At 64.5% G+C, this 26,134-nt stretch carries 30 protein-coding genes and 1 tRNA gene; 20 read left to right on the top strand and 11 right to left on the bottom strand.

Translation table 11 applies throughout. The annotated features are described in order from the left end of the window. Positions 1 to 58 precede the first annotated feature (58 nt). The 5 genes from sufB (at position 59) to AC5FRV_RS01230 (ending at position 4,102) form a co-directional block, all read left to right on the top strand. Entirely contained in the window at positions 59 to 1,489 is a 1,431-nt protein-coding gene (gene sufB / locus AC5FRV_RS01250) for a Fe-S cluster assembly protein SufB (protein ID WP_493559309.1), read from the top strand. Between the two features lie 15 nt (positions 1,490 to 1,504). Beyond that, positions 1,505 to 2,716 carry a Fe-S cluster assembly protein SufD gene (sufD, locus tag AC5FRV_RS01245; RefSeq protein WP_493559308.1) on the top strand — a complete coding sequence of 404 codons (1,212 nt, stop codon included), beginning with the start codon at positions 1,505 to 1,507 and terminating at the stop codon, positions 2,714 to 2,716. A 78-nt stretch (positions 2,717 to 2,794) separates the two neighbouring features. Beyond that, positions 2,795 to 2,971, top strand: a complete 177-nt coding sequence (locus tag AC5FRV_RS01240) for a hypothetical protein (RefSeq protein ID WP_493559307.1) — start codon at positions 2,795 to 2,797, stop codon at positions 2,969 to 2,971. A 91-nt stretch (positions 2,972 to 3,062) separates the two neighbouring features. Beyond that, entirely contained in the window at positions 3,063 to 3,545 is a 483-nt protein-coding gene (locus tag AC5FRV_RS01235; RefSeq protein ID WP_493559306.1) for a ferritin-like domain-containing protein, read from the top strand. A gap of 125 nt (positions 3,546 to 3,670) precedes the next feature. Then, positions 3,671 to 4,102: a metal-dependent transcriptional regulator gene (locus tag AC5FRV_RS01230; protein WP_493559305.1), complete on the top strand. Its 432-nt coding sequence runs from the start codon at positions 3,671 to 3,673 to the stop codon at positions 4,100 to 4,102. Positions 4,103 to 4,131: 29 nt separating this feature from the next. On the opposite strand, the gene AC5FRV_RS01225 is transcribed toward AC5FRV_RS01230, so the two are convergent. Continuing rightward, entirely contained in the window at positions 4,132 to 4,566 is a 435-nt protein-coding gene (locus AC5FRV_RS01225; RefSeq protein ID WP_493559304.1) for a hypothetical protein, read from the bottom strand. 181 nt (positions 4,567 to 4,747) lie between these two features. Here AC5FRV_RS01225 and AC5FRV_RS01220 point away from each other — a divergent pair. The 6 genes from AC5FRV_RS01220 to AC5FRV_RS01195 all read left to right on the top strand — a co-directional run bounded on the left by AC5FRV_RS01220 (position 4,748) and on the right by AC5FRV_RS01195 (position 9,670). Then, positions 4,748 to 4,820, top strand: a tRNA-Gln gene (locus AC5FRV_RS01220). 609 nt (positions 4,821 to 5,429) lie between these two features. Continuing rightward, entirely contained in the window at positions 5,430 to 6,287 is an 858-nt protein-coding gene (locus AC5FRV_RS01215) for a hypothetical protein (protein ID WP_493559303.1), read from the top strand. 238 nt (positions 6,288 to 6,525) lie between these two features. Next, the gene (locus AC5FRV_RS01210) at positions 6,526 to 6,957 is read left to right on the top strand and encodes a hypothetical protein (RefSeq protein ID WP_493559302.1); all 432 of its coding nucleotides are present in this window, start codon (positions 6,526 to 6,528) and stop codon (positions 6,955 to 6,957) included. Positions 6,958 to 7,221: 264 nt separating this feature from the next. After that, a complete protein-coding gene (locus tag AC5FRV_RS01205) occupies positions 7,222 to 7,491 on the top strand; it encodes a DUF7571 family protein (protein WP_493559301.1) in 270 nt (89 codons plus the stop codon). Positions 7,492 to 7,613: 122 nt separating this feature from the next. After that, positions 7,614 to 8,729, top strand: coding sequence for a DNA-methyltransferase (locus AC5FRV_RS01200; RefSeq protein ID WP_493559300.1), 1,116 nt, complete (start codon positions 7,614 to 7,616; stop codon positions 8,727 to 8,729). 224 nt (positions 8,730 to 8,953) lie between these two features. Beyond that, positions 8,954 to 9,670 (top strand): HD domain-containing protein, encoded by a 717-nt coding sequence (locus AC5FRV_RS01195; RefSeq protein WP_493559299.1) that lies wholly within the window; start codon positions 8,954 to 8,956, stop codon positions 9,668 to 9,670. Here the strand turns inward: AC5FRV_RS01195 and AC5FRV_RS01190 are convergent. From AC5FRV_RS01190 to AC5FRV_RS01175, 4 genes are all read right to left on the bottom strand, one after another. Further along, complete coding sequence (locus AC5FRV_RS01190; protein WP_493559298.1) at positions 9,667 to 10,332, bottom strand: LysE family translocator; 666 nt, start codon at positions 10,330 to 10,332, stop codon at positions 9,667 to 9,669. The two genes, AC5FRV_RS01195 and AC5FRV_RS01190, sit on opposite strands and share 4 nt — an antisense overlap. Before the next feature lie 189 nt (positions 10,333 to 10,521). Further along, entirely contained in the window at positions 10,522 to 11,412 is an 891-nt protein-coding gene (locus AC5FRV_RS01185) for a coiled-coil protein (protein WP_493559297.1), read from the bottom strand. 250 nt (positions 11,413 to 11,662) lie between these two features. Then, positions 11,663 to 13,495, bottom strand: coding sequence for a glycosyl hydrolase 2 galactose-binding domain-containing protein (locus AC5FRV_RS01180; RefSeq protein WP_493560143.1), 1,833 nt, complete (start codon positions 13,493 to 13,495; stop codon positions 11,663 to 11,665). A 129-nt stretch (positions 13,496 to 13,624) separates the two neighbouring features. Further along, positions 13,625 to 14,149 (bottom strand): DUF2062 domain-containing protein, encoded by a 525-nt coding sequence (locus AC5FRV_RS01175; protein WP_493559296.1) that lies wholly within the window; start codon positions 14,147 to 14,149, stop codon positions 13,625 to 13,627. A 258-nt stretch (positions 14,150 to 14,407) separates the two neighbouring features. Here AC5FRV_RS01175 and AC5FRV_RS01170 point away from each other — a divergent pair, with 258 nt between their 5' ends. Beyond that, positions 14,408 to 14,587: a hypothetical protein gene (locus tag AC5FRV_RS01170; protein WP_493559295.1), complete on the top strand. Its 180-nt coding sequence runs from the start codon at positions 14,408 to 14,410 to the stop codon at positions 14,585 to 14,587. Positions 14,588 to 14,612: 25 nt separating this feature from the next. Continuing rightward, the gene (locus AC5FRV_RS01165; RefSeq protein WP_493559294.1) at positions 14,613 to 15,044 is read left to right on the top strand and encodes a DUF371 domain-containing protein; all 432 of its coding nucleotides are present in this window, start codon (positions 14,613 to 14,615) and stop codon (positions 15,042 to 15,044) included. Between the two features lie 82 nt (positions 15,045 to 15,126). Here AC5FRV_RS01165 and AC5FRV_RS01160 read toward each other — a convergent pair whose 3' ends face one another. Beyond that, the gene (locus AC5FRV_RS01160; RefSeq protein ID WP_493559293.1) at positions 15,127 to 16,005 is read right to left on the bottom strand and encodes an NmrA family NAD(P)-binding protein; all 879 of its coding nucleotides are present in this window, start codon (positions 16,003 to 16,005) and stop codon (positions 15,127 to 15,129) included. Positions 16,006 to 16,099: 94 nt separating this feature from the next. Between AC5FRV_RS01160 and AC5FRV_RS01155 the strand changes: the two genes are divergently transcribed. The 3 genes from AC5FRV_RS01155 (at position 16,100) to AC5FRV_RS01145 (ending at position 17,993) form a co-directional block, all read left to right on the top strand. Beyond that, positions 16,100 to 16,951 carry an endonuclease III domain-containing protein gene (locus tag AC5FRV_RS01155; RefSeq protein ID WP_493559292.1) on the top strand — a complete coding sequence of 284 codons (852 nt, stop codon included), beginning with the start codon at positions 16,100 to 16,102 and terminating at the stop codon, positions 16,949 to 16,951. Positions 16,952 to 17,217: 266 nt separating this feature from the next. After that, positions 17,218 to 17,511: a UPF0175 family protein gene (locus AC5FRV_RS01150; protein ID WP_493559291.1), complete on the top strand. Its 294-nt coding sequence runs from the start codon at positions 17,218 to 17,220 to the stop codon at positions 17,509 to 17,511. Beyond that, entirely contained in the window at positions 17,511 to 17,993 is a 483-nt protein-coding gene (locus AC5FRV_RS01145) for a PIN domain-containing protein (protein ID WP_493559290.1), read from the top strand. Before AC5FRV_RS01150 ends, AC5FRV_RS01145 begins: the two co-directional genes overlap by 1 nt. Positions 17,994 to 18,108: 115 nt before the next feature. Here AC5FRV_RS01145 and AC5FRV_RS01140 read toward each other — a convergent pair whose 3' ends face one another. Then, positions 18,109 to 19,092: an aldo/keto reductase gene (locus AC5FRV_RS01140; RefSeq protein ID WP_493559289.1), complete on the bottom strand. Its 984-nt coding sequence runs from the start codon at positions 19,090 to 19,092 to the stop codon at positions 18,109 to 18,111. Between the two features lie 166 nt (positions 19,093 to 19,258). Between AC5FRV_RS01140 and AC5FRV_RS01135 the strand changes: the two genes are divergently transcribed. From AC5FRV_RS01135 to AC5FRV_RS01125, 3 genes are all read left to right on the top strand, one after another. Then, a complete protein-coding gene (locus tag AC5FRV_RS01135) occupies positions 19,259 to 20,101 on the top strand; it encodes an HpcH/HpaI aldolase/citrate lyase family protein (protein WP_493559288.1) in 843 nt (280 codons plus the stop codon). 88 nt (positions 20,102 to 20,189) lie between these two features. Continuing rightward, positions 20,190 to 20,669, top strand: a complete 480-nt coding sequence (locus AC5FRV_RS01130; protein WP_493559287.1) for an SRPBCC family protein — start codon at positions 20,190 to 20,192, stop codon at positions 20,667 to 20,669. Positions 20,670 to 20,709: 40 nt separating this feature from the next. Then, a complete protein-coding gene (locus tag AC5FRV_RS01125) occupies positions 20,710 to 21,264 on the top strand; it encodes an NAD(P)/FAD-dependent oxidoreductase (RefSeq protein WP_493559286.1) in 555 nt (184 codons plus the stop codon). 19 nt (positions 21,265 to 21,283) lie between these two features. On the opposite strand, the gene AC5FRV_RS01120 is transcribed toward AC5FRV_RS01125, so the two are convergent. Then, complete coding sequence (locus AC5FRV_RS01120) at positions 21,284 to 22,084, bottom strand: RIO1 family regulatory kinase/ATPase domain-containing protein (RefSeq protein WP_493559285.1); 801 nt, start codon at positions 22,082 to 22,084, stop codon at positions 21,284 to 21,286. Between the two features lie 229 nt (positions 22,085 to 22,313). On the opposite strand from AC5FRV_RS01120, the gene AC5FRV_RS01115 reads away from it, so the two are divergent. Further along, complete coding sequence (locus AC5FRV_RS01115; protein ID WP_493559284.1) at positions 22,314 to 23,456, top strand: acyl-CoA dehydrogenase family protein; 1,143 nt, start codon at positions 22,314 to 22,316, stop codon at positions 23,454 to 23,456. Between the two features lie 32 nt (positions 23,457 to 23,488). Here the strand turns inward: AC5FRV_RS01115 and AC5FRV_RS01110 are convergent, their stop codons facing one another. From AC5FRV_RS01110 to AC5FRV_RS01100, 3 genes are all read right to left on the bottom strand, one after another. Further along, positions 23,489 to 23,893 (bottom strand): HVO_A0114 family putative DNA-binding protein, encoded by a 405-nt coding sequence (locus AC5FRV_RS01110; RefSeq protein WP_493560142.1) that lies wholly within the window; start codon positions 23,891 to 23,893, stop codon positions 23,489 to 23,491. A 26-nt stretch (positions 23,894 to 23,919) separates the two neighbouring features. Further along, positions 23,920 to 24,210, bottom strand: a complete 291-nt coding sequence (locus tag AC5FRV_RS01105) for a toxin-antitoxin system TumE family protein (RefSeq protein ID WP_493559283.1) — start codon at positions 24,208 to 24,210, stop codon at positions 23,920 to 23,922. A gap of 136 nt (positions 24,211 to 24,346) precedes the next feature. Continuing rightward, positions 24,347 to 25,915: an RtcB family protein gene (locus AC5FRV_RS01100; protein WP_493559282.1), complete on the bottom strand. Its 1,569-nt coding sequence runs from the start codon at positions 25,913 to 25,915 to the stop codon at positions 24,347 to 24,349. Between the last annotated feature and the right edge of the window lie 219 nt (positions 25,916 to 26,134).

Here is a 26,134-nt window from a genome sequence, read left to right as displayed (position 1 = left end):
TCCACCAGTCCGGGCACAAGTCCCTTAACCGCACACACCCAAGCCGCAGACAACAACCATGAGCTCAGATCAAGACCAACTCAAAGAAACGGACACCGAGGCCCGCTTCGAGTTCAAGAAGGAGGAGAAGTCCGCCTTCGAGACCGACAAAGGCCTCACCGAGGAGACCGTCCGCCTCATCTCCGAGGACAAGGACGAGCCCGAGTGGATGCTCGAGCGACGTCTCCGCGCACTCGCACAGTTCCAGGAAATGCCGATGCCGACCGACTGGCCCGGCCAGCCGGACCTCTCGGAGGTCGACCTCAACGAGATCGTCCCCTACATCCGGCCCGACATCGAGACCCGCGGCGGGGCCGAGAACTGGGAGGACCTCCCCGAAGAGATCCAGGACACCTTCGACAAGCTGGGCATCCCGGAGGCCGAGAAGAACGCCCTCTCGGGCGTCGGCGCCCAGTACGAGTCCGAGATCGTCTACCAGAACATGCAGGAGCGCTGGGAGGAGAAGGGCGTCATCTTCATGGACATGGACAAGGCCGTCCAGGAGCACCCCGACCTCGTCAAGGAGCACTTCATGACGAAGTGCGTCCCCCCGAGCGACAACAAGTTCGCGGCGCTCCACGGCGCCATCTGGTCCGGCGGCTCGTTCGTCTACGTCCCCGAGGACACCACGGTCGACATGCCGGTCCAGGCGTACTTCCGCATGAACTCCGAGGGGATGGGCCAGTTCGAACACACGCTCATCGTCGCCGAGGAGAACTCCGAGGTCCACTACATCGAGGGCTGTTCCGCGCCGAAGTACTCCGCGTTCAACCTCCACAGCGGTTGCGTGGAAGTGTTCGTCCGCGACAACGCCCACGTCCAGTACTCGACCGTGCAGAACTGGTCGAAGAACACGTACAACCTCAACACCAAGCGCGCCATCGTCGAGGAAGAGGGCACGATGGAGTGGGTATCGGGCTCCATGGGCTCGAAGGCCACCATGCTCTACCCCGCGACGATCCTCAAGGGCCCCGGCGCGACGGACAACCACATCACCATCGCGTTCGCCGGCGAGGGTCAGAACATCGACACCGGCGCGAAGGTGTACCACAACGCGCCCGACACGAAGTCGACCATCGAGTCCAAGTCCATCAGCAAGGACGGCGGCCGCACGAACTACCGCGGCCTGGTCCACATCTCCGACGGCGCCGAGAACTCCTCGACGTCCGTCGAATGTGACGCGCTGATGTTCGACAACGAGTCCACCTCGGACACGATGCCGTACATGGAGATCCAGGAGAACAAGGTCGACGTCGCCCACGAGGCGACCGTCGGCAAGATCGGCGACGAGGACGTCTTCTACCTCCAGTCCCGCGGCCTGGACGACGACGACGCCAAGCAGATGATCGTCGCCGGCTTCATCGAGCCCATCACGGAGGAACTGCCCATCGAGTACGCCGTCGAACTCAACCGCCTCATCGAACTCGAGATGGAGGGAAGCCTCGGGTAACTCCCCGGATCTACCATGAGCACGCAGCTAACAGCCAACCTCACGGAGGAGCAGGTACGACAGATTTCCGAGGAGCTTGACGAGCCCGACTGGCTGCTCGAGACCCGCCTCGACGCCCTCGCGGCGCTCGAGGACCTCGACATGCCGAAGGTCATCCGGACGCCCGGTCGCGACTGGACGAACCTTGACGCGCTCGACTACGAGACGCTCGTCGACCCCCTCGAGTGGGAACAGGAGAAGGACCGCGTGGACGCCGAGGGCGTCGACGTGCTCTCCTGGGCCGACGCGCTCGAGGAGCACGGCGACCTCGTCGAGGAGCACTTCGGCAGCGTCGTCGACCCGCAGCGGGACTACCTCACAGCGCTCTCGACGGCGCTGTTCGCCGCCGGGACCGTGGTCTACGTCCCCGAGGGCGTCGCCGCCGAGGACGTCAAGATCCGGACGACGATGAACAGCCGGTCGCTGTTCAACTACACCCTCGTCGTCGCCGAGGAGTCCTCCTCGGTCACCATCCTGGAGCGCCAGCGCACCGGGACGAACGTCGACGGCGAGCAGTACTACTCCGGCGTCGTCGAGGCCGTCGCCGGCGAGAACGCCCACGTCCAGTACGGCACGCTCCAGAACCTGGCCGAGGACAGCTACAACTTCCAGGTCAAGCGCGGCCACGCAGACACGTACGCCAGCATCGACTGGATCGAGGGCAACATCGGCTCCCGACTGACGAAGACGAACGTCGAGACGCGACTGCTCGGTGACTCCTCGGAGTCGAAGATCGTCGGCGCCTTCTTCGGCCACGAGGACCAGCACTTCGATCTGGCCTCCCGCGTCTGGCACGAGGCCGAGCACACGACGGCCGACCTCGTGACGCGTGGTGTCCTCGACGACGCCGCCCGCTCGGTGTACGAAGGCGTCCAGGACGTCGGCCGCGAGGCCTGGGACACGAACTCCTACCAGCGCGAGAACACGCTGATGCTCTCCGAGGATAGCGAGGCCGACGCGTCCCCGAAGCTGATCATCAACAACCACGACACCGAAGCGAGCCACTCCGCGACGGTCGGACAGGTCGACGAGGAGGACCTGTTCTACATGACCTCGCGCGGCGTGCACCCCGAACTCGCCCGGAACATGCTCGTCGAGGGCTTCTTCGTCCCCGTCCTCGAAGAGGTCGCCGTCGACGAACTCCGCGAGGATCTGGACGACCTCATCGTCGAGCGTCTGGTCGAGTAACCAATCGCTCCTCGACTCATGTTTTCTCGGGCGCTCGCTGTCCGGCTACTTGCTGCACGCCACCGACCAGCAGGGCAGATGGGGCTCCCCGACGCGGGTGCGAACGATCTACTTCTCGCTCTCATTCTCGTCGTCACTGCGCTGGTGATGCTCGTCTTCTGGGCTGTCGTCTTCTGGGTCCTCTTTCGGATAACTCGATTTCTCTGGGGCCTGATCGCGGAACGCGTTAGATACGACCGGCGAGGGCTGGAGTGACAGCCGCGCGGAGGGAATCGCTTAAGTCGCCACCTCCCCGAAAACTCACCATGACAGTACCGGCCGACGAACGTCCCGGAAGGTGGTTCGCGTGAGCCTCCAGCGACCCATCGGCTCCGACCATCAACTGGCCCGACTCCTGCAGATCGGCGTCGTGCTGGAGGAGGTCGTCGAGGCTCGCGCCGACAAACACGCACAGGTGACGGCGGCGGACCTGGACGACGAGGTCGTCGACCTGTTCGAGCACGCCGCCGAGGAGTCCGCGGAGCACCGCGACCGACTCGAGGCGCTCATCGACGACATGGACGCCGACACGGTGCCCTTCGAGGAGATAAAGCGCCTCGTCGAAGCCCAGTACGAGGCCGACGACGACTTCGACGGCGTCCTCTACGACCAGCTCTGCAACGAGGAGACCGCCTACAAGTTCTACGACGACCTCATCGGTGCCATCGCGGCGTCGAACACGGAGTTCAGCATCGACCGCAACAGGCTCGTCGACACCCTCCAGTCGATCCGCGACGAGGAGGCCGACGGCGTCGAGGAAGTGACGCGACTGATGGAGGCGCGAGAATAGAATGAACACCGATAGACGCTACGCGACTATCGAGCACACTCTCGGAGCACGGAGGCTCCTCGCATGAACACCGAAAGACTCGCTCCGCTCGACTTTCGAGCTCACGCTCACCCGGAGGGATTCGCATGAATACAGCTGATCAGTATCTCAAAGCGATCTACCTCGTCCAGGAGCAGGAAGACGGTCCCGCCTCGACCGGCGACGTCGCCGACCTGCTGGAGGTGAGCCCCGCCAGCGCCAACGAGATGATCGGCAAGCTCGAGTCCCAGGAGTTGCTCGACCACGAGAAGTACAAGGGCGTCGACCTCACCGACGAGGGGATCCGACGGGCCCGGCTCTCGCTCCAGAACTACTGCATCATCCAGCGATTCCTCGTCGAGGTGCTCGAAGTCGAGGAGTTCCGCGAGGAGGCCAAACAGCTGGAGGGCGTCATCGACGAGACCGTCGCCGATCGACTGGACACCATCATCGACCGCGAACCCCAGTGCCCGGACTGCTTCAACGCCGAGGAAGACGTCTGTGGCCTGCTGGAACCCGAACTCGAAGCGTCCGACTGAACGGCTGGTCTTTTCGCCGTCGGCAGTGGTCAGGCGCTTTCGTCGACCAGTGCTCTCGCCTCGTCTGTGTGCCAGACCACGGAGAAGTCAGCAGGGCTCGGCAGCGCACACGCCATCCAGCCGATGACGACCATCGACCCGAAGAGCGTGCCCGTCACCTGTCCACTCGTCACCGCCCACGCGTACGCGCCGACGGGGACCAGCATCGCGAATGGAGCCATCGACGCGCCACGCAGTCGCCAGTTGGAGCAGTCATCCGGGATCGATTCCATCTCGACCGACGCCCACGACCCGGAGACGAGCGTCTGGAAACCGCCCTGTTCGCCACGGACCCGCCGGAGTACGAGCGAACATCGCACGCCTCCGGACCGCAAGACGAGCACGTGGAGCAGTTCGTGGACGAGTACGCCACCAATGACCGAGAGGAGAATTCCGAGTCCAGCGAGAACTGCCGTCGCGATCATTGGTACTCGTTTCCGAAGGTATGTTATAGGTCTTCCGTCCCGGTAACGCCGCCTTACTGCGATTTAGGAAGAATATGATGGGGTCACGAGCGACACCGCCTCTCCCATCAGGAGGCGTTTCGACGGTCTGTTCCGGTAGAAGGTAACGCTATTAAGGAATCAAGGGGAACCAACAGAGTGCAGTCCCGTGGTGTAGTGGCCAATCATATGGGCCTTTGGAGCCTATGACGGCGGTTCGAATCCGCCCGGGACTATGACCTAAACAGTTCGAATCCTTTCTCCCAGCAAATTTTGTAGGTATTTGGTTGGCATCTCAAGAATTCCCAACTTCGTAAGTAGGAAGCGGGAGACGCCTATTTCTTGAAAAATAATCGCTCTATGATCTCCTTGAGAAAGATAGCGACGGCAATGAGCACTGAGATGCCAAGCCTGAGACCGGATAGAAGCAACCCAAGGGTATATCGTCCGTAGTGGTAGTCTGAATGCCAGAGGTCGCTGAGTACACCCACAGTGAATTTTGCGAGTGTGGCAACCCCGTCGAACAAGATTGTGTAGAGGATACTGTAGATTGCCGACCCTGCCCGATACAGAAAGATATAGACGATGGACTCACCCGTTGAGGTGTAGTGTCGAGTGAAGGGTCGGCTCATTTGATTACCATTCCATGGGTCCCGGCACCAACCGATGAAGTTCGAGCCCCGCCGCATGACCAGATCGATTACTGATCACAACCATCCCAGCATATACAGGATTGGAACACCCGGGGAACATGTAAACCTGTGCGGGACACCCCTTTTGAAGGTGTGGTACGGCTAGAAACGTTTAACAGACCAGATGCTGCACCCGTCAGGTAAGTATCCTGAATGGAACGCATCGATCCTGGAGCAGTCTTCAATAATGACGATACGAATCAGGCTGACTTCGAAATCGCGTTCACTGCGCTCGTAGTAACATCAGTTCTCGCTGTTCCAACACCGGACTCCGGGTATGCGATTTTGAAAGCGCTCGTAATCCTCCTCGGGTTTTTCACTCTGGTTCGAAAGATGGCTGTCGCAAACAATCATCAACCCCCTGATCGAGTTCTGCAAGGCACGTTCCCCTTCATCATGGCAATAACATCGATTTCTCTAGCGTATCTTTTGCTAAAGGGAGGTACGGCCTTTGTGTCCCTGACCGGTCTTCCAATTTCACCAGTACTGGTCGCCGCACCGCTAGTGCCCGTATTTGTCATTGTCGTGTTTGTACTGCATGAGAAGGTATTCGGTGATGCAAATCTCTATCTCGCTGTTCTCTGCCACAATGCGGCGGTGAGGGTTGACGAGAAGAAATTCTTAGGTCTTGAAGATACGATCCATGATAGATTCTTAGATGTCGGCAGTGAATTTGTAGAGTATTCGAGTAGTGAGTCTATCCCGGCTGAATTGGCTTGGTTGGAACATCGAGTGGAAGTAGGGGCTTCACCACCTTTCGGGCCGATAGTAGCCATTGCTACCATTTGTTATGGAGCAGTATGGGCTGTTTTAGCATGGGTATTCGGTTCTGGAGGACTGAATATCCTCTTCCTCGTCCTTATTTTCTTGATGAATTATCCAGTACAGTTCTGGTATTCACGGTTCGGCTTAGCGAAGTTCATGACTGAGAGAAGCGGGTGGATCGATTACTTGATCGTTTTACTGGCGCTTGTAGTGGCGAACTTCACCATCTTACCAAGGTACGCATAGGAGGGTAAGCGAGGTCGGTATCAGAGCTCCTGGTTTCACGAGCAACGATGAAAAGGCCTAAGATGGCGAGTAAAACTACCAGACTCGACGGTGCTCTGGAACATACCTATCAAAAATATAACCTACAACTTGTGATAGACTATGCGCAGTACCATTACCACAAATATGTCGAAAATACCGTGAGTTCTGCGGTTGTTTCCCCATCAAAGTATATAAGTCACCGCCGAAATTTTAAATTATGGCGTCAAGACCAACACCAACGCCAGATCCACGAGTAGCCGGAGACCTCGGTGCGAGTTCCCTCCAGACTGCAATTGTCAACGCTATCGTCCTCCCGACACTCCAGTTGATAATCTGGAAGATGTTCACTGTAATGCCAACAGCCACCAGTCAACCAGTGAATGTCAGAGGAATCGTGATGCTCTACATGGGAGTGCTCGCAGTGTTCCCATTGGTAATTACGATCTCCTCCTTGATCGGTTCGTACCTTCAAGCGGGAAAGGCTGGTTTGGGGCTGAACTTCGCAATGACGGTAGCAGCATCATTCCTGTTCGGAGCCCCAGTACTAGCAGTGACGCTGATTGTGGGACTGGTCATTGTCGGGACGGTGTACTTCACACTGAAGGCTATCTTTGGCGAGAATAAGAGGAATCGCCGACCGCCGATATAAATTCAGTTTAGGAGCTCTTCGAGTTCCTCTTCTCGTTCGTCAGTCAGAGGCTCGCGGTCTGTTCGGATCGTTTACGCTGGGCATGATAGCCAGTCACTCTGGGGATAGAATTAATACCTTCACGATGGGGATCCGCCCGAGACTATATTCTCCAAAGCGCACACCAGGAAGAGATGTCACTGACGTGGATTCGTTCCCGGCCGCAAGTACCGCCGGCGGGGGAAGCTATTTGGTACCTCTTCTCATGGTACCGAGTGGATCGACATGCAACCGTGCCAAAACTGTCAGGCGGTCATCGACGAGTACATTCTGGACAAACAACTCGAACCCCTGCGCGAACTCACGGTCGACGACTTCAACCTCTGTGCGGACTGCGTGACGATCGTTTCCGACGCGTGCGTGGAGTGTAGCGGCGCGGTCTACGTCCCCCGTTCCGAAACCGGTGTCCCGGACTACTGCCCGGCCTGTCGGTCGGACCGGATCGAACAGACGGGTCAGGACCCCGGGTGGCACTGCGAATCGGTTCACGGTTGACCGGCGAGCGGTCGGTTCGGTCGCTTTTCAGAACCGTATCGCGGACGCTCGTCGACGAGACGCCCTCGACAGCCGAAGCCAGGCAAAGCCTCTATCAACCAACGCTCCGAGGAACCACTAACGTGGAAACGCAGCATCGCGTCGTCGTGGACGACTCCCGCGAGCTAGCACAGGTAGACGACGACTCTGTCGAACTCGTCGTCACGTCGCCGCCGTATCCGATGATCGAGATGTGGGACGACCTCTTCGCGGAGCTCGATCCGACCGTCGCGGACCACCTCGCCGTGGGCGACGGGCAGGCTGCGTTCGAGGCGATGCACGCGCAACTGGAGCGCGTGTGGACCGAAGTCGGGCGCGTCCTCGTCGACGGCGGCGTCGCCTGCGTCAACGTCGGCGACGCGACCCGCAAGGTCGACGACAGCTTTCGCGTCTTCCAGAACCACTCGCGGATCGTCGACGCCTTCGAGGGACTCGGGTTCGAGCCGCTGCCGGAGATTCTCTGGCGCAAGCCCGTCAACTCGGCGGCGAAGTTCATGGGCAGCGGGATGTTGCCGCCCAACGCCTACGTCACGCTGGAACACGAGTACGTCCTCGTCTTCAGGAACGGCAAGGCCCACCGGAACTTCGAGCCCGGGTCGGATCGGCGCTACGGCGCGGCGTACTTCTGGGAGGAGCGCAACCAGTGGTTCAGCGACGTCTGGGAGGACGTCACGGGGGAACACCAGGCGCTGGATCACGACGAGTTGCGGAGCCGGTCCGCCGCGTACCCCTTCGAGATTCCGTACCGGCTGATCAACATGTACAGCGTCTACGGCGACACCGTCCTCGATCCCTTCTGGGGGACGGGGACGACGACGCTCGCCGCCATGACCGCCGGCCGGAACTCGGTCGGTTACGAGATAGACGGCGAGTTCACGGGCGTCTTCGACGACCGGACCGAGGCGATCCCCGAGTTCTCCCGCGACGTTGTCGAGCAGCGACTGGGCGACCACCGCGCGTTCGTCGACGACAAACGCGCGGCGGGCGACGAGTTCGACTACGAAGCGGACAATTACGACTTCCCTGTCACGACAAAGCAGGAGAAGCGGATCCGGCTGTACGCCGTCGACGCCGTCGAATCGACCGGGGACGGGTACCGGGCGATTCACGATCCGATCGACGGCGAGCGTGCCGGTCCGGACGCGGGGGCAGAGACAGAGATGGAGCCAGAATCGGCGACCTCCCCCTCCGACCCGTAAGACGGCGGTACTGGCGGCGGAGAGACGTCGGGGAAGGGATCACGAGGCGAACGGTCCACCGCGAGAGTCGGTGACGGCGGTCGTACGTGCGGGCGGATGCGACCAGTTCGCCAGATTTCGATCGGTGTGGCTGGCAGTTGTTCACCCTGTCGTAACGCTAAAGAGTCGAACGCACGTTTTTCCCTGTAAGATGAATAACGACATCCGTTCTGGGAGGTGGTTCTGTGGGCGTTGAGATCCAGGAGTCGCCAGTTTCGGACGACGAATTCGACGCGATGCAGACGTTCGTGCGCGACTACCTGACGGCCAGCGTGGAGAACGAGGACGAAGGCGGCCGGATGCGGTGGTACCCCTGGCACTCCGCGGAGTACCGGTTCAATCACATCCTGAACGTCGTCGACCTCGCCGGAGAGATCGCTCACGAAGAAGGGGCGAACGCCGACGTGACGCGCGTCGCCGGCCTCTTCCACGACGTGGCGAAACTCGAAGTGGACCAGGACGTCCACGCCGACGCTGGCGCGGACATCGCCCGCGAGTACCTCACGGCCCACGGCGACTACCCCGACTCGTTCGTCGACCAGGTGTGCACGGCCATCCGCGACCACTCCTACCAGGGTGACGTGACCGACCTGCCGATGGAGACCCAGTGTCTCATCGAGGCGGACATTCTCGACAAGGTCGGCGCCAACGGGACGGCGCTGATGCTGTTGCGGATGGGCTACGAGGCCCGCTCGCACATGGACGCCGCCGAGATGGTCGGCCGCGTCGTCGAGCGGGGCCGCGACGCTCGCGACCGGATCGAGAGCGAGACCGCCGAGGCCGTCCTCCAGCGCCGACTCAAGCGCGCCCGCTGGTTCCAGGAGTGGCTCGAGGGCGAAGTGGCCGAGATGGACGGCGAGGAGGCCGTCGTCGACATGGCCTCCGGCATGGGCGGCGACTAGAGCCGCGACGCCGCTTCCGCGAGGAAGAGCAGGCCCGACCCGGCCAGCACCGCCGCCGAGAGCCACGCGACCACCGGCGCGACCGAATCCACACGGCGCCGGGCCGAGACGAGTGCCGCCGGAAAGCCCAGAATCCAGGCCACGACGCCGGCGAACAGGCCGACGATTATCGCCGGCTCGCCGGTCTGGACGACGGCGCGTCCGGCGAGCGACTGGCCGACGACGGGCAGGGCCGCCAGCACGTCGAGCTGGCCCGGTTCGAGCAAGCCGACGCCGACGGTCAGCCAGAAGACGATCTGGAACGGGTTCGTGAGCGCGAGGACGAACGCCTTGCGGAACCCCTTGCCTTCTTCGAGTTCCTCGTCGACGAACGAGCGGGCGCTCGCGACGGCGCCGTAGGCGAAGTAGATCATCAGCAGGCCACCGGCGACGAACAGCGCGGTCCTGACGTCCGGCGAGCGCTGGACGAACGCGACCAGGCCGACCAGCGCCAGCAGGAAGAAACAGACGTCCGCGACCATCGCTCCCAGTCCGGCGCGGAAGCCCGCGCCCCAGCCACGGAGCACGCTCTCCGTCGCGATGACGGCGTTCATCGGCCCCGGTGGCGCCGCCAGCGCGAGCCCAAAGACCATCCCACCGACCAGCGTCGCGGCCAGGGACATCGCCGGAGAGTTCGTTATCGCCGGTGAAAGGGGTAACGGGACCGTGCTGAGAACTCGTGACGCGCCGTGGACAGACCGGCATCAGGCGAGTGGACTGCCGCGACGTGCGGCCAGGTCAGCCAGTGGTAACGTTCGCGATAGCAGTCGCTCGGTGGGTCGAGAACGGCGTAGAGAGAAAAGAGACCGGGTCTAGAGCTTGCCGGCCTTCTGCAGCTTCATCAGGTCCTCGGTGTCGAGGGTTTCGCCTTCCTTGAACTTCTGGTAGATCTCCTCGGCCTCCTCCTTGGCGGCCTCCTGCTTCTCCTCGCGGGCGGAGCGCTCGGCCTTCTCCTCTTTCTTGTCCAGTTCGCGGAGGCGCTTCTGGACGCGGACGAAGTCCTCGTGGTGCTGGTCGGCGGCCTCCTGGGCGTCCACGAACTTCTCGTGCATCTCGTCGGCGTCGTCGCGGATGTCGTCGGCCTCGCGATAGGCCTCGATCATCTCGTTGTGGTGCTTCTGGGCCTCGTCGGCGAGTTCCGTCACCTTCTGGTGGTGGGTCGAGGCTTCGGAGCGGACCTCCTCTGCCTCCTCCTTGAGGCCGTCGAGGTCGCCCGTCTGGTCGAGTTTCTCCTTCTTCTCGGCGAGTTGCTCGCGTTTCTCCTCGATCTTCTCGATGAGTTCGCGCTCGTCGTCGCTACTGAGCACCTCGGTCTGCTGTTTGAACTCCAGGTCTTCGATTTCGGACTCGAGCTTGTCGACGGACTTTCCCTCGTCGAGCTCGAGGTCGTTCTTCATCTTGTCGACCTTGTCGAAGAGCTTGTTGGCCTCCGCGTTGAGCTCGTTGCGCTGTTCCTTGTGCTCCTGGACCTGCTCGTTGAGCTCGTCGCGCTGCTCGCGGTGTTCCTGGGCCTCGTTGACCTTCTCACGGGTCTTCGCGTTGAGGTCGTCCCGGCTGGACGCCCGCTCGGATGCCAGCTGGTTCAGGTCGTTCCGTCGGTCGCGGAGCTGGCCGGCGAGCTTGATGAGCTCGCCCTTGGATTTGTTTTCGAGATCTTCGTCTGTGACTTCTACGTTTTTGGATTCGTCTATCGATTCTGCCATTGTTGTTAATCCTCGATTCCATGACCGCCACGGCGCTGGGCAGTCGTATTCCTCTCAGTGGGCTGACGCCGATAACAAGGGTTCCCTGTCATACTGGGCGGAATGCGATACTGCCCGAACGCCGGAGACGTTCTGGTACCTGTACGTACTGGTCGATTTCCTTTAAACATTGCGGTACAACGAACACCGTGGTGACCGCTCACACCCGCGAGAAACCGCGTGCCACGGGTTCACACGTCGTCGGGAGACGTTAAATACGGTACTCGTTGTGCGCCACGGCGTCGTCGGTGGCCACGGCGATAGTGACGGCGTCGCCCTCGGAAAGGGAGAGCGTCGTCACGTCGACGCGACCGTAGGCGCCCACTTTCAGTTCCTCCTGCTCTCGCTCGCCGTCGACGTCCCACTCGACCGTGACGGTCGCCGGCGAGGGGCGGTCGTGAATGACCACGACGTCGCTCTCGCCCGGCGTCGGGTCCGAGAGGACGCCCTGGACGGGCTGGTAGGCCGCAGCGAGTCGGTCGAAGGCGGTCTTCTCGCTGCCGTCCCGGGCGAGCACGCCCATCCCGGCGTCACCGACGTCGCGGAGCGCGTAGGCGGCCAGGACGTTCGTCCCGCGCAATCGCAGCCGTTCGGCGACGGTGCCGAGGACGTCCGCCTGGTAGTCCTGGGACTCGTCGACGCCGCTGCCGACGCGCGCCGCGTGTCGGTCGGCGTCGAAGTCCGTCTCGTCGGCGGGGTCGTCGGCCGCGAGCGCGCCGGCGCCGAACTCCGCGACGACGTCCCCCAGGTCGAAGCGGTCACAGAGCCAGTCGACGTCGCCGGCCTCGCCGAAGGTCCAGCCGGGATAGATCGTCGCAGCGTCCGGGCCGATGCCGGCCGGACCGACGACGGGGAACGTCGGCACTTCTGAGACGACCTCGGCGACGGAGTCTGCCGGTTCCCTGTCGTAGCTCGCGCGCCACGCGCGCCAGCGATAGCGGAGGCGGTCGACGGCGCCAGTTCCGAGTCCGTCGCCGAGGTCCGGCATCGGCTCGTCGTGGACGGAGACGGCGGCCAGGCTGGGTCGGTTCCGTCGGGCCCGGAGGAGGCGCTCGGCCAGGTCCTGCCCGCGCTCGACGTCGAACTCGCCGGGCCCGGTCAGCGGGAGGTCCTGCCAGACGAGCAGCCCCTGTTCGTCGCAGGCCTCGTACACCTCGGGGGAGAGGACGTGCGCGTGGGCCCGGACGAGATTCGCGTTCGCCCGGGCAGCGCGTTCGACGTCGGCCGCGGTGGCGTCGGTCAGGTTGACGCCGCGGGCCGCGACGCGCTCGCCGTTGACGAGGAGGCCGTCCTCGTCGTAGTCGACGCTCCGGAGCCCCGTGACGGTGGTCCGCTCAGAGTCGGCCAGCTTCGCGCGCAACGTATAGCGGGGCTGGTCACCCAGGTCGTGGGGCCACCAGAGCGAGCCGTCGCGGACCTCCACCTCGTGGGAGACTGTCGTTCGCCCGGGGGCCGTCTCGACGGCCGCGCGGTTCATCATCCCGCCGCCACGGACGTCGCCCTCCGGCCGTATCGACAGGGTCATCCGGTCGTCGAGAGGCTGGTCGGTGACGACGGTCGCTTCGACGGCGACCGTGGGTTCCCCCTCGCCGATGCGAGGGGCGACGCTCAGCGATTCGACGTAGGGGTCGGGGTGGGTCTCGATGGTCGCACCCCACCAGATACCCGGGACCGACGCGTTTTGGGGAACGCGGTCGGTGTCGTATATCCCGCCGAACCGGTCCTCGGGGGCCCGGCACTCGACGACCAGTTCGTTCTCGTCCTCGACGGGCAGGGAGACACGGAGCGGGTCGAAGTACGCGTCGTGTTCGGCCAGCTCGTCACCGTTGAGCCAGACGCGGGCGTGTGCGAAAACTCCCTCCAGGACGAGGACGGCGTGCTCGTCGTCGGCCTCCCGGGGGTCTGCGAACTCGGTTCGATAGGCGACGGCGTCGTCACCGGCAAACTTGACCGGTCGTCCGGGGACGTCGACGTCCTGCCACGTCGTCGCCGACGGGACGCCGGACCCGGATTCGACTGCCGCACCTCGCCACTCCAGCGACATGTACGTTGCGCTGTTCTCCGCGGGCATGTACTTTACCCCCTGTACTCGCCGTAGTAGTTCGTTCGCTGACGTTAGAAGGGTCTCTCGACCCAGTCGGGAGAACGCCAGCGCGTGTCGGCGGCCCGGACGTCAGTCACAGCCCCGGGGGTCGTCACCGTCTGGGCCAACGTCCGGGCCCTCGACCGAGTCCCGATCCTCGCCCGTCCCGCCGAACGGGGCGGTGACGTGGTCGCTCACGTCGTCGATGTACTCGGCGGCCGTGTCCGCGTAGCGGTCGATAAACCGGAACGAGACGACGTAGCTGACGGCGGCGACGGCGACGGCGAGGATGACGTTGCCCACCACCAGTCGGAGGACGACAGCCGGCGCGGCGGACAGCGACGCGTCGGTCATCGTGACTCCCTCGACCGGACCGAGCAGGAACATCCCCAGTCCGAGACTGAGCCCGTAGACGCCCCACTTGACCACCGGGTTGAAGACGACGGCGGAGGCGACGAGCGCGAGTTTGCTCATGCTATCGAAGACGGCCGCGAGGACGAGGAAGACGAGAAAGCCGACGCCGAGCGTCGGCAGCATCGTGATGAACACGCCGAGCCCGAAGCTCCGGGCGATCTCCTCGGTCGAGTGGTCTCCGGAGAACGAGCGGCGAAGCATGCGCTTCGCACGACCGAGATTCCCGGTGACGCGCCCGCGAACTCTCTGGAACACTTGCGCACTTGTTGCACTATGGTGGTTGTAACTGTTACGGCTAGTGTTCGCATACCACCCACGGTGACTCCGTTTCGCAACCGGCGGTCGCCTCGGGTTCGGCGCTGTGGTCGCTCGTCGGGTTCACCCCCGCGCCGGCCCACACTTTCACTTCCACTCCGGGGGAGGCGGACCTTCATATCCGTTCCCCGTGGAGTCGGATGTATGATAGAGGAACTCCGGAACGAGACCACGGCGACGTGTGACGGGGAGAACTGCGAGCGGCGCCTCGCCGACGAACCGACGCTCACGTTCCGGACCGAGGGTGGCGAGCGGCGTGCCTACGAGTGCCGCTGTGGCGCCGTCACGGTCACGGTCGCACGCGATTCCGAGTCGACTCGCTGAAGTGGGCCGACGGGAAAGCGGGGGTATGAACGACGGGCGGGAGACGACCGAAGTGGTCCACGGGCACGGACACGAGAACGTGAGCGCCGAACACTCGAGCACGCTGGAACTCACGAGCGACGACTTTCTGACACCGGCGGGCGACTGCATCCTCGCCATCGAAGCCGACCGCGTCCCCGCGGACTTCGACGACGCGTTCGTCGAGGCGTGCCGGGACGCCGACGCGACGATAACGCTGACCATCGAAGCCAGCGGGAAGTCCGAGACCGTCACCGGCAGCGGTCACCCCAACCTGACCTTCGACGGCGACCGGAGCTTCGTCTGCCGGACCAGCGACTACGTCGACGACCGGACGGTGATGGTCGAGGCCGACGGGGCGGCCGCGGACCTCGACCGGGACCTGGTTGCGGCCCTCGCGGACGGCGCGGACGTGACTGCGACATTCTCCGTCGAGTAACGGCAGAGAGCCGGAATCGAGTACGCATTCGCGACGCGCCTGCACTGGCACCCAGAAAAGTACGAGCGCCCAGGAGAGACCCTCAGTTCCGGGGGTGCGATCGCGTGGGTGACCGCTCGACGGCGAAGTCGCTCGCGTGGTCATCGACGAACGTCCGGAAGTCGATCGGGTCGCGGCCCAGTACAGTCCGAACGTCGTCGGCCACTCGTCCCGCGAGGCCGAACCTGGCCGTCGTGTAGATGCCGCTCATCACCAGGGTCTTGCCGAGCGACGTCCCGCGCCGGTAGGTCTCCCAGGCGAATCTCGGCAGCGACGGGTTCGCGTACGTCACGGGCCGGTCGAGGACGTCGCTGAACACCGCTGCGACCTCGACGTACGTCAGTGCCTCCGGACCAGTCACGTCGTAGGCCCGCCCGCCGTGATCGGGTTCGGTCAGCGCTGCGGCGGCCACGTCGGCGACGTCGCGCGCGTCGACGAAACTGGTCGTTCCGTCGCCGGCCGGGACGAATAACACGCCGTCGCGCACCTCCTCGCGATGCTCTTCGAGGAAGTTCTGCATGAAGAACGACGCCCGGACGAACGTCCACTCGAGGCCCGTCCCCTCGACGTGGCGCTCGATCCGTCGGTGGGGCAGCAACGGGTTCTTCTCGGCGCCGAGGACGGAGAGAACGACGACGTGGTCCACGCCGACCCGCTCCGCGGCGTCCACGAAGTCGGTGATGGCGCCCACCCGGGAGAGTTGCGGCGGTCGCACGAGGAACAGCCGGTCGACGGCATCGAGCGCGTCGCCCCACGTCTCCGGTTTCTCGAAGTCGAACGAGACTGCCGAGTCAGCGTCGAGCGACTCTCGGGCGCGCGCCGCGTCGCGAGCGGCCGCGCGAACGGGGTCGTCCGCGGCAGCGAGCGCGGCGACGACGCGCGACCCGACGGTGCCCGTCGCGCCGGTGACGAGAACGGTCATGCCCACGAGTTGGGCTTCGACGGTGAATAAGGCGCCGGCCGAACCGGTCTCCGGGTCGGGAGGTGTTATTGGCGACGCGCCGCTACGGGCAGATATGACCGACGACCCGGAGCCAGCGGAGAACATCAGCGGCGGCGCGTCTGGCGGCGGCGTCGCGGCGGCGTTCGACCCGGCCGAGGCCGACACCCGCGCAGAAGAAGTCGTCGACCGTCTCGGCGAGATGTACTGGACGAAGACCTACGGCGGGCGGGACGCCTTCGAGTGTCTGGTACGAACGATCCTCAGCCAGAACACCTCCGACGTGGCGAGTCAGCCGGCCCACGACGCGCTGATGGACCAGTATGCGCCAGACGGCGAGGGCGACGTGGACGACGACGACGACCTCGATCCCGATCTCGCCGTCGCGCTCGCCGAGGCCGAACAGAGCCACCTGGCCGAGACCATCTCGTCGGCAGGGCTGTACAACCAGAAGTCGGCCCGGATCGTCGAAATCGCCGAACGCGTCGTCGAGGAGTACGGCTCCGCGGCGGGGTTCGACGAGTTCGTCCGCGAGGGCGACCCAGACGAAGTCCGGGACACCCTGCTGGAGATGAACGGCGTCGGCCCGAAGACGGCCGACTGCGTCCTGCTGTTCGCCGGCGGTCAGCCCGGCGTCTTCCCCGTCGACACGCACGTCCACCGCATCGCTCGCCGACTGGGCGTCGCGCCCGCCGACGCGGACCACGAGGGCGTCCGCGAAGCGCTGGAGGAGGCGGTTCCCGGCGAGAAATGTGGCTTCGGTCACACCGCCATGATCCAGTTCGGGCGCGAGTACTGCACCGCGAGAAAGCCGGCGTGTCTCGACGGCCCGGACGCCTGTCCTATCGAGGATCTCTGCGACCAGGTCGGCGTCTATCCCGTGGACGGCGACGTGGTGGATCCGAGCGAGGTGTCGGAGGCGGACTGATAGTGACGGTTGTAACTTTTTTCCGGCGTTCGACGGCATCGGCCACGTCGAACGCCGACGGACTCGCTCTGCTCGTCCGTCGAGCCCGCGCTCACTCCATTCGTCTATCGAGCCCGGCCTCACGCAGTTCGGCCGGACGCCGGAAAGGGCTTACAACCACCACTATGAGCCAGCGACCACGTCCGGTTGGCGTCGAATTCTTCTCCTGATCGGAGCCGGATGGGGCGTTACATCTATACTGTATCGTAACGTCAGTTATCGTAACGATGGAGACTGTCACCACTCGCATCCCCGAGGACGACGAGAACGCGCTCTCGGAACTCGAAGCAGAGATGAGTGCGGACCGGTCGGAGGTCCTCCGCCGGCTCATCAGGCAGGGCCTGGAAGAGTGGCGAAGGGAACGGGCTCTCGACCTCCTCGGTGACCACGCTGTAACGCTCCGGAAAGCGGCGGAGATAGCGGACCTGAGCTACGTCGAGATGCTGACTCTCGCCTCCGAGGAGGGGCTGGACGTCGGGTACACGGCCGAGGATCTCGATCGCGACCTGGATCGAATCTGATGGTCGTCGTCGATTCCTCCGCGCTGATCCCGCTGTCGCGGGTCGGCCGGCTCGATCTGATCGGAGCGGCCTTCGACGACGTTCGGACGACCGATGGCGTTCGGGACGAACTCCTCACCGGTGGGAAGCCGGGGACTGCCGCCCTCAAAGCGTTTCTCGACGACGCGGACGTGGTCGAACCACATCCCAGCGCGGAGGAGGTAGCGTCACTAGAGGGGATCGCGGTCACCGACGCGTCCGTTATCCTGCACGCCGAGGCCGGAGAAAGGGTACTCCAGGCGAACGACAAGGGGCTGATAACGGTCGGTCGAAGCCACGACGTCGAATGCTGGTGGGTGACGACGCTGCTCCTGAAATGCACGAAGGAAGAAACGCTGAGCGCGGACGAAGCGAGCGACCTCCTGTACGACCTCGTCGACGAAGGAATGAATCTCAGCCCGCAGGTCTACACCAAGATACAGAAGAAACTGGACGAAGTCTGAAAGTGCGGAATTGCCGAGCAGTGGGCGCAGTCTTATAGTGGTGGTTGTAACGTATTACCGGCGTTAGATGGCGCCGGTCCCGTCGAACGCCGGCAAGGGTTTACAACCACCACTATCAGGCGTCGGCCTGCCCGGCCGCGTCGATGCGCTCGAACTGCTCGTCGGTGAGTTCGACGTCGACGGCGCCGAGGTTCTCGTCCAGCTGGTCGACGGTCCGCGCACCGATGATCGGCACGCAGGTGAATCGCTCGTGGTCCATCAGCCAGCGCAACGAGACCTGGGCGGGCGTCGCGTCGGCCTCGTCGGCGACCGCACGGACCTCGTCGAGGACGTCCCAGGCGCGTTCCGAGAGGTACCAGTCCTCGAAGTGCTCGTCCAGGTCGGCTCGGGAGCCGTCCGGTGCCTCCACTTCGCCGTCGCCGACGCGCTCGTACTTGCCCGTGAGGAAGCCGCCGTGAAGCGGCGAGTACGGGCAGACCGCCAGGTCCTGGTCGGCGCAGACGTCCAGATAGTTCGCGACGGGGTCGCGGTGGGTCGCCGAGTACTGGGGCTGGGTGACGGTGAATGCCTCGTAGTTATTCACGTCAGCTTGCCAGAGGCCCTTCGCCAGCTTCCAGGCGTCACACGTCGAGATGCCGACGTAGTGGACCTTCCCCTCACTGACCAGGTCGTCGACGGTGCGCAGGGTGCGCTCGATGGGCGTCTCGTCGTCGAAGCGGTGCAGGTAGAGGATGTCGAGGTAGTCGGTGTCCAGCTTTTCGAGCGACCCCTCCACCTCGGCGCGGACGTTCTTCCGGGAGAGGTTCTCCTGGAAGCGCGAGACGTCGGACCAGTAGCACTTCGAAGCGACGACGAAGTCCTCGCGGTCCCGGTCGGCGAGCCACTCGCCGATCCATTTCTCGCTCCGGCCCTCGCCGTAGCCGTTCGCCGTGTCGATAAAGTTCCCGCCGCGGTCTGCAAAGGCGTCGAGCAGTTCGTGAGCGCCCTCGCGGTCAGTCTCCATTACCCCGCTGTCCTCGTGTTCCTTGCCGAAGCGCCAGGTGCCGAAGCAGATCGGTGAGACCTCCAGTCCCGTGGTACCGAGCCGTTTGTACTCCATGTGTTGTACTCAGTTCGGCTCCGCTTAGTAGTACTGGCTCCATACACTGCTCTCTGTCACTGGACAGCCCGTACGCGTCGGTCGCGTCGACCTAACGGTCCGTCGATCAGCAGTCTGGCGTCTATCCGGCAATCGGAGTTACGTGCGTTCGGTCCCAACGGGGGCTATGGTCCGCAGGAGCGTCCTCATCTCGCCGGGCGACCAGCCAGACAAACTCCGGAAGGCGGCGACGAGCGGCGCGGACGCGGTGGTGTTCGACCTGGAAGACGGCGTCGCCCCCGACCGGAAGGACGTCGCACGCGAGGCCGTTCGGGACGCCGTCGCCGATCTCGACGTCGATTGCGAACTCGCCGTCAGAGTCAATCCCATCGACCACGGCGCCACCCACGACCTCGACGTCGTCCTCGAGCGCGCGGCGCCAGACAGCGTGATGCTCCCAAAGACGTCGGGTCCGGACGAGGTCCGGATGTTGTTCCGAAAGCTCCGGAACCGCAACGCGCCGCTGCCCATCGTCGCGCTCGTCGAGTCCGCCGAGGGCGTCCTGGGCGCGACCGACATCGCGACGGCCGCACCCACGTCAGCGCTGGTCTTCGGCGCCGAAGACCTCGCAGGCAACATCGGCGCGACGCGGTCTGCCCAGGGCTCTGAACTATCCTACGCCCGCCAGCACGTGGTCCTGGCCGGGCGGGCCGCGGGCGTCGACCTGATCGACACGCACTACACAAAATACGAGGACGAAGCGGGGCTCCGGGACGACGCCCGCCGGGGCTGCCACCTGGGATACGACGGGAAGCTCGCCATCCACCCGGCACAGGTCGACGTGATCCACGACGCGTTCAGGCCGGACCCGGAACGGGTCGAGTGGGCCCGGACGATCATGACGGCGAAGCGGGACGCCGACGCCGAGGACCGGGGCGTCTTCGTCGTCGAGGGAGAGATGATCGACGCGCCGCAGATCAACCAGGCCGAACGGATTCTCGAACGCGCCGGCGAGCTGAAGCGCCGCTGACCCGTCAGCGGAACGTCGTCCCCCGGCCGCCAGGGGCCGACTGACCGGTACCCCGGTCGTTTTGCTTCTCCAGACCCAACCAGCGGACATGCCCGTGTACGAGCGGTCCACGCACGTCGACGCGCCGCTCGAAGACGTCTGGGAGTTTCACTCCAGCGGTGACGGCCTCGAGGCGTTGACCCCCGACTGGATGAACCTCCGCATCGAGGAGGCGACCGGTCCCGACGGTCAGCTGGACCCCGACGTTCTGGAGGAAGGGGCCACTATCGTCTCCTCGATCCGGCCGTTCGGCGTCGGCCCGCGCCAGCGGTGGACCTCGGTGATCGTCGACCGACGGGAGCGCGAGGGACACGCGCTCTTCCGCGACGGGATGGTCGACGGCCCATTCGCGTTCTGGGATCACACGCACCGTTTCACGGCCGAGGGCGACGGGACGCTGGTCCACGACCGCGTCGAGTACGAACTCCTCGGCGGTCCGGTCGGTCGGGTCGTCGACCCCTTCGCTGTCGTCGGCTTCGAACCGATGTTCCGATACCGGCACCGTCGGACACGGGAACTCCTCGGCTAGGTACCACATCTTTTTCTCGGAGTGGGCCCCACTCCATCGTATGACAGATGTCCTGATCGTCGGCGGCGGCCCCGCCGGCCTGAGCGCAGCGCTGTTCACCGCGAAGAACGACCTCGACACCGTCGTCTTCGACACGGACGAGACCTGGATGCACAAGGCGCACCTGTTCAACTACCTCGGCATCGAGAGCGAGGACGGAACGCAGTTCGTGGATGACGCCCGCGCGCAGGTCGAAGATTTCGGCGCGGAACTCCGCGAAGAACAGGTCACCGGCGTCGAGGAGACCGGCGGCGGCTTCACCGTCTCCACCGAGGACGACGAGCACGAGGCTCCCTACGTCGTGCTGGCGACCGGCGCCAAGCGCGACCTCGCGGAGAGCCTGGGCTGTGCGTTCACCGACGAAGACGTCGTCGACGTCGGCGTGGCGATGGAGACGAGCGTCGAGGACGCCTACGCGACCGGCGCGATGGTCCGTGCCGAGGAGTGGCAGGCGGTCATCTCCGCCGGCGACGGGGCGGCCGCGGCGCTGAACATCCTCTCGAAGGAGAAAGGCGAGCACTACCACGACTTCGACGTCCCCGCCGACGCCGAGTAACCCTCGCCGAGGATCGCCCTCACGCCGTCGCTATCTTCTCGATTTCGCCCCGCAGCGCCGCGGCGTCGAAGTCGTGGTCCGGGCGGATGTTGACGAAATCGAGGAACTCCTCGGCCGAGAGCAGCGCCGCCGAGTCGTAGTGACTGGCCGCCGCGGGCACGGCGACGCGCGCGCCGACCAGCGGTTCGAGGGCCCCGAGCGCGCAGGCCAGGTCGTACGAGCGGGCGTCCTCGATGGCCTCGTCCCGGACGTTCGTCGCGTCGATGAAGTAGAGGTCGCCGCCGGAGACGAGCACGTTCTCGCCGCGGAAGTCGCCGTGGGCTAGCCCGGCGTCGTGCATCCGGTGGAGGAAGTCGAACACCGTCGGCGCGTGCTCGGCGACGACGTCGGGGTCGAGTTCCTCCAGCGTCTCGAACTCGGGCAGGTACTCGAGCACCAGAACGCCCACGCCGTCGTACTCGAAGGCCTCGACCGGTTCGGGCGCGTTGACGCCGATTTCGCGCATCTTCCGCGTCGCTTCGAGTTCGTGTTCGGCCATCTCGTAGGGCGTCCCGAAGTGCTCGAAAAAGCCCTCCCGCCCGGAGGAAAAGGCCCCCAGGTTCCGGCCGGCCGTCAACAGCGCGTGGACGACGGAGTTCTGCTCGGTGACCACCTTGACGAACCACTCGTCGTCGACCACCATCGGCGTCGACAGCCAGTTGTCCGCCTCCAGGAACTCGACGCGGACCCCGGGCTGGTCGTACCGGCGCGCGACCTCGGCCACGACCCCCTCCAGCGTCTCCCAGGGGACGCGACCGCGGAGGAATCGGCGAAACGCCATCTGCTCACAGTAACGAGCGGCCCCCTGTTAGGGGTTCGGTTCTAGGGGTTGTGGAGTCAGGGCAGGACGAGAGAGTCACTGACGCCAACAACTCGAAAGTCCCGCCCTCCTTCACGATCCACGGGGATTTCGCGTTGTTGACGGTCACGGTCGGATCGACTGCGACGATACCTGTCGAACCACCCTTCGCGTAGAATGCTATTTGTTCCCACAGCACGAATCGCGATCCATGAACTTCGACCTCCCGGACGAGCACCGGATGATCCGCGACTCCGTCCGAGAGTTCTGCGAGGCAGAGATCGCGCCGGTCGCCCAGGAGATCGAGGACGAACACCGGTTTCCCGCGGAGATATTCGACCAGCTCGCCGACCTGGATATGCTCGGGGTCCCAGTCGCGGAGGAGTGGGGCGGCCTCGGCGGCGACCAGTTGCTGTACGCGCTCGTGACGGAGGAACTCGGGAGAGTTTCCGGGAGCGTCGGCCTGTCCTACGCGGCCCACGTCTCGCTCGCGTCGAAGCCCATCGAGAACTTCGGAAGTGACGGCCAGAAAGAGCGCTGGCTCCGGCCACTGGCGACGGGGGAGTACCTCGGCGGCTGGGCCCTCACCGAACCCGGGAGCGGGAGCGACGCGAGCGACATGGAGACTACCGCTGAGCGGGAAGGGAACAAGTACGTCCTGAACGGGACCAAGCAGTTCATCACCAACGCCTCCGTCGCGGGGTCGATACTCGTGAAGGCAGTCACCGAACCCGGTGCGGGCTACGACGGCATCTCGACCTTTATCGTCGACCCGGAGCACGACGACGGCTTCGAGGTCACGTCGGAGTGGGACAAGATGGGGCTCAACGCCTCGCCGACCTGCGAAATCCAGTTCACCGACTGCCGCATTCCCGCCGATCGACTCCTCGGCGAGGAAGGCGACGGCTGGGACCAGACGAAGGCGACGCTCGACGGCGGCCGCATCTCCATCGCCGCGCTCTCCGTGGGGCTGGCACAGGGCGCCTTCGAGGCGGCGCTCGCCTACGCGAAGGAGCGTGAGCAGTTCGGCCAGCCCATCGGGAAGTTCGACGCCGTCCGGGACATGCTCGTGGCGATGGACCGGAAGATCGAGCGGGCGCGGCTGTTGACGCACAAGGCCGCGACGGCGTACGACAACGAGGAAGACGTGACCCGAATCTCCTCGTTGGCCAAGCTCGACGCCAGCGAGATCTGCCGGGAGGTCGCCGAGGACGCCGTCCAGGTGCTCGGCGGCTACGGCTACACCACCGACTTCGCTCCCCAGCGGTTTTACCGGGACGCCAAACTCATGGAGATCGGCGAGGGGACCAGCGAGATCCAGCGGATGGTTCTCGGGCGGGAACTCGGGCTCTGAGAGAACGCCGGTCCCCGCTGGCCTGTATCGGTCTACGTCGTGACGCTCTGGGAGTCGTCCGTCGGCTCACCGAGCGAAATGGATATCTCGATGTCGTCGTATTCGACGATGGGCGTCTTCGCGGTGCCGGCACCGTCGTCGTTGAGTCGCACGAGACCGAGTGATTCGAGCGTCTTCAGGTTCCGGTGGACTTCGCGGTAGTCCCGGTCGACGAGCGAGGCGGCGGCGCGAATGCTGTCCGGGCCCTCCCGCCGGATCGCTTCGAGGAGTTCGAGATTGGTCTCCCGGAGAAACTCCGCGAGGGTCGCGTAGTCATCGAAGTTGAGTACTGGCTGGTCGTCGTCCAGCGGCTCACCGCGCTCTGCAGCGCGAATACGCTGTATGGTCTCCCGTTCGAGTCGGTCCGCCTCGCCGACGGTCACTTTCAGTGTCGTCATGCTGTAATGGGCCTCTGGCTTCGTTGTCACGGCGGTAGTCGTTCTTTCTCCCGCTTGAATCGTCGGTACAGGGCTTCCATTCCGGGAAACTCGATCAGTTCGACGAACGACCGCGTGTGTTTCTCGTGACCCTTCGTTCGCTCGTGAGCGTTGTCGTATCGAAGCAGGGTCTCGCCGCCGATTTCGCCGTAGTGTAGCGAGTACTTCCACCCCGAGGGGTACGTCTCGTCGTCCGTTCGACGGATAGTGACGCTCTCAACGTGAGTGTTACCGTGAATCCGCTCGTACCGACGGACAACCGGATCGTCGCCATCCATCCTACCGTAGGCGCTTGTCCGGAAAAGCCGTTATGGTACAGATCCCATATGCCCTGCCTTCGCTTCGTCGACGTGGATGCATCGGGCCGTCTGGCACCCTCTCTCCGTAAAAACTCTCGCCCCCGGGATACCAGCCTCACTCCGTCGCCTTCAGGTTGTGAACCGGTTCCAGCCAGTCGACGACCTCGGCGGTCGGTTCGATCGCCTCGGCGATGGCCTCGGCGGGCTTGTACGCCATCGGCGCCTCGTCGCGGACCGACTCGATGACCGACTCGGAGTAGATGCCGTCCATGGCGTCGGCGAACTCGTCCATCCCGATGGCGTCGTGGGCGGCGCCGCGGCTCATCGTGCGACCGGCGCCGTGGGGCGCGGTCTGGTGATACTCGTCGTTTCCTCTCCCGCGGGCCAGCAGCGAGCCGTCGGCCATGTTGAACGGGACGACGAGGCGCTGCCCGTCGCGGGCGGGCGTCGCACCCTTGCGGATGGTCAGGTCCGCGAAGTCGACGTAGTTGTGGATGGACTGGAAGCGGTCCGTGGGGTCGACGCCGAGCGCGTCGCAGATGGCGTCGACCATCCGCTCGCGGTTCCAGCGCGCGTACTGCTGGGCGAACAGCATGTCGACGTAGTATCCATGAGCCTCGCGGCCTTCGAGCCAGTCGAGGTCGGTGTTGCGGCCGGCGGCGGCTTCGCCGTCACCGCCACCCTCGCCGTCGTCGGACTCGTCGCCGGCCTCGTCGGTCACGACGTCGCTCGGCCGGAGCTTCGATAGCGCGTCGAAGACGTCCTCGATGTCGCTCCCCTCGAAGTCGTCGCGGACCCGCTGTTTGCGGATGTGGGACTCGCCCTTGCCGCCGGTGACCCACTCGTAGAGGTCGCGGCCCTCGACCGTCGCCGGGTCGAACTCGAGGTACTCGTGGTAGTCGTCGGGAATGGCTTCCCGGATGCGCTCGACGTTTCGTCGGTCGGAGGCCGTACCCTGCCAGTACTCGGCGACGGACTTGCCGAGGTAGCGCGACCCGCTGTGGACGACCAGCCAGTAGTCGCCCGCCTCGCTGGCCCGGGCGAACTCGACGAAGTGGTTCCCGCCACCCAGGGTCCCCACGCTCTGGATGACGTGGCCCATCCCCTGGCGCTGGCTGGCCAGCACGCGCTCGCAGAGCGCCTCGAAGTACTCCCCGTCGTACCCGTCGAAGTCGAACTCGATAGGGTCGACGGGCTCGCCGAACCGTTCCTGGAAGGCCTCGTCGAATCGCTCGAAGACGCGGTTGGCCCGCTCGAACGGGAACTCGTTCACCAGGTGGGGCGCGTCGTCGTAGTCGTGCACGTCGCGGCCCATCGGGACCGCGTCGCGGACGCGCCGCTCGCGCTCGGCGTCGGCGAGCGGCAATTCCTCGCCCAGGTTCGCCGCCGCCATCCCACAGCCCACGTCGACCCCGACGATGTTCGGGACGATGCGCTCGGCCAGCGGCATGGTGAACCCGATCGGCGCGCCGGCGCCGACGTGGGTGTCCGGCATGATGCGCACCGGCTCGGTGAACGCCGGGTGGTCGATCAGCTCCTGGATCTGGGCCAGCGCAGACTCTTCGACCAGCGAGTCGTCCTCGGCCAACGAGTCGTCCGCGGACAGTGAATCGTCTTCGGCCAGCGAGTCGTCGTCGACCAGCACGCGCGCCGTCGTGTGCGCGCCCGTCAGCTCTATCGCCATAGCGTGGTGTGGCCGTACTCGACTCGCGGGCTTGTAGCTGACGGGACCGTGTGCGTGACTCTCTGGGAGGTGGTTTGCGAAGTGGTGTATGCTGTATGATTCGTACACCTGTGAGTTGAACGGGTGGTTCTTGTGGGCTGTTGCTGGAAGAAAGGAGACCGCTACCAACCAGAAAGCTCTCGGCGCGCTATCTGAAGCCAATACCGGGGCCAACAACAC

It is taken from the genome of Halomicrobium sp. HArcel3 (genome assembly GCF_058933135.1).
This window is presented reverse-complemented; position numbering and strand designations above follow the sequence as displayed.

Coding starts and splice junctions, on each gene's coding strand:
- AC5FRV_RS01225 (WP_493559304.1), bottom strand. CDS start 4,566: ATGATCGCGACGGCAGTTCTCGCTGGACTCGGAATTCTCCTCTCGGTC.
- AC5FRV_RS01185 (WP_493559297.1), bottom strand. CDS start 11,412: ATGGCAGAATCGATAGACGAATCCAAAAACGTAGAAGTCACAGACGAA.
- AC5FRV_RS01115 (WP_493559284.1), top strand. CDS start 22,314: ATGAACTTCGACCTCCCGGACGAGCACCGGATGATCCGCGACTCCGTC.
- AC5FRV_RS01145 (WP_493559290.1), top strand. CDS start 17,511: ATGGTCGTCGTCGATTCCTCCGCGCTGATCCCGCTGTCGCGGGTCGGC.
- AC5FRV_RS01165 (WP_493559294.1), top strand. CDS start 14,613: ATGAACGACGGGCGGGAGACGACCGAAGTGGTCCACGGGCACGGACAC.
- AC5FRV_RS01120 (WP_493559285.1), bottom strand. CDS start 22,084: ATGGCGTTTCGCCGATTCCTCCGCGGTCGCGTCCCCTGGGAGACGCTG.
- AC5FRV_RS01180 (WP_493560143.1), bottom strand. CDS start 13,495: ATGTCGCTGGAGTGGCGAGGTGCGGCAGTCGAATCCGGGTCCGGCGTC.
- AC5FRV_RS01130 (WP_493559287.1), top strand. CDS start 20,190: ATGCCCGTGTACGAGCGGTCCACGCACGTCGACGCGCCGCTCGAAGAC.
- AC5FRV_RS01140 (WP_493559289.1), bottom strand. CDS start 19,092: ATGGAGTACAAACGGCTCGGTACCACGGGACTGGAGGTCTCACCGATC.
- AC5FRV_RS01240 (WP_493559307.1), top strand. CDS start 2,795: ATGGGGCTCCCCGACGCGGGTGCGAACGATCTACTTCTCGCTCTCATT.
- AC5FRV_RS01150 (WP_493559291.1), top strand. CDS start 17,218: ATGGAGACTGTCACCACTCGCATCCCCGAGGACGACGAGAACGCGCTC.
- sufB (WP_493559309.1), top strand. CDS start 59: ATGAGCTCAGATCAAGACCAACTCAAAGAAACGGACACCGAGGCCCGC.
- AC5FRV_RS01190 (WP_493559298.1), bottom strand. CDS start 10,332: ATGTCCCTGGCCGCGACGCTGGTCGGTGGGATGGTCTTTGGGCTCGCG.
- AC5FRV_RS01170 (WP_493559295.1), top strand. CDS start 14,408: ATGATAGAGGAACTCCGGAACGAGACCACGGCGACGTGTGACGGGGAG.
- sufD (WP_493559308.1), top strand. CDS start 1,505: ATGAGCACGCAGCTAACAGCCAACCTCACGGAGGAGCAGGTACGACAG.
- AC5FRV_RS01210 (WP_493559302.1), top strand. CDS start 6,526: ATGGCGTCAAGACCAACACCAACGCCAGATCCACGAGTAGCCGGAGAC.
- AC5FRV_RS01105 (WP_493559283.1), bottom strand. CDS start 24,210: ATGGATGGCGACGATCCGGTTGTCCGTCGGTACGAGCGGATTCACGGT.
- AC5FRV_RS01125 (WP_493559286.1), top strand. CDS start 20,710: ATGACAGATGTCCTGATCGTCGGCGGCGGCCCCGCCGGCCTGAGCGCA.
- AC5FRV_RS01100 (WP_493559282.1), bottom strand. CDS start 25,915: ATGGCGATAGAGCTGACGGGCGCGCACACGACGGCGCGCGTGCTGGTC.
- AC5FRV_RS01110 (WP_493560142.1), bottom strand. CDS start 23,893: ATGACGACACTGAAAGTGACCGTCGGCGAGGCGGACCGACTCGAACGG.
- AC5FRV_RS01230 (WP_493559305.1), top strand. CDS start 3,671: ATGAATACAGCTGATCAGTATCTCAAAGCGATCTACCTCGTCCAGGAG.
- AC5FRV_RS01160 (WP_493559293.1), bottom strand. CDS start 16,005: ATGACCGTTCTCGTCACCGGCGCGACGGGCACCGTCGGGTCGCGCGTC.
- AC5FRV_RS01205 (WP_493559301.1), top strand. CDS start 7,222: ATGCAACCGTGCCAAAACTGTCAGGCGGTCATCGACGAGTACATTCTG.
- AC5FRV_RS01175 (WP_493559296.1), bottom strand. CDS start 14,149: ATGCTTCGCCGCTCGTTCTCCGGAGACCACTCGACCGAGGAGATCGCC.
- AC5FRV_RS01215 (WP_493559303.1), top strand. CDS start 5,430: ATGGAACGCATCGATCCTGGAGCAGTCTTCAATAATGACGATACGAAT.
- AC5FRV_RS01155 (WP_493559292.1), top strand. CDS start 16,100: ATGACCGACGACCCGGAGCCAGCGGAGAACATCAGCGGCGGCGCGTCT.
- AC5FRV_RS01135 (WP_493559288.1), top strand. CDS start 19,259: ATGGTCCGCAGGAGCGTCCTCATCTCGCCGGGCGACCAGCCAGACAAA.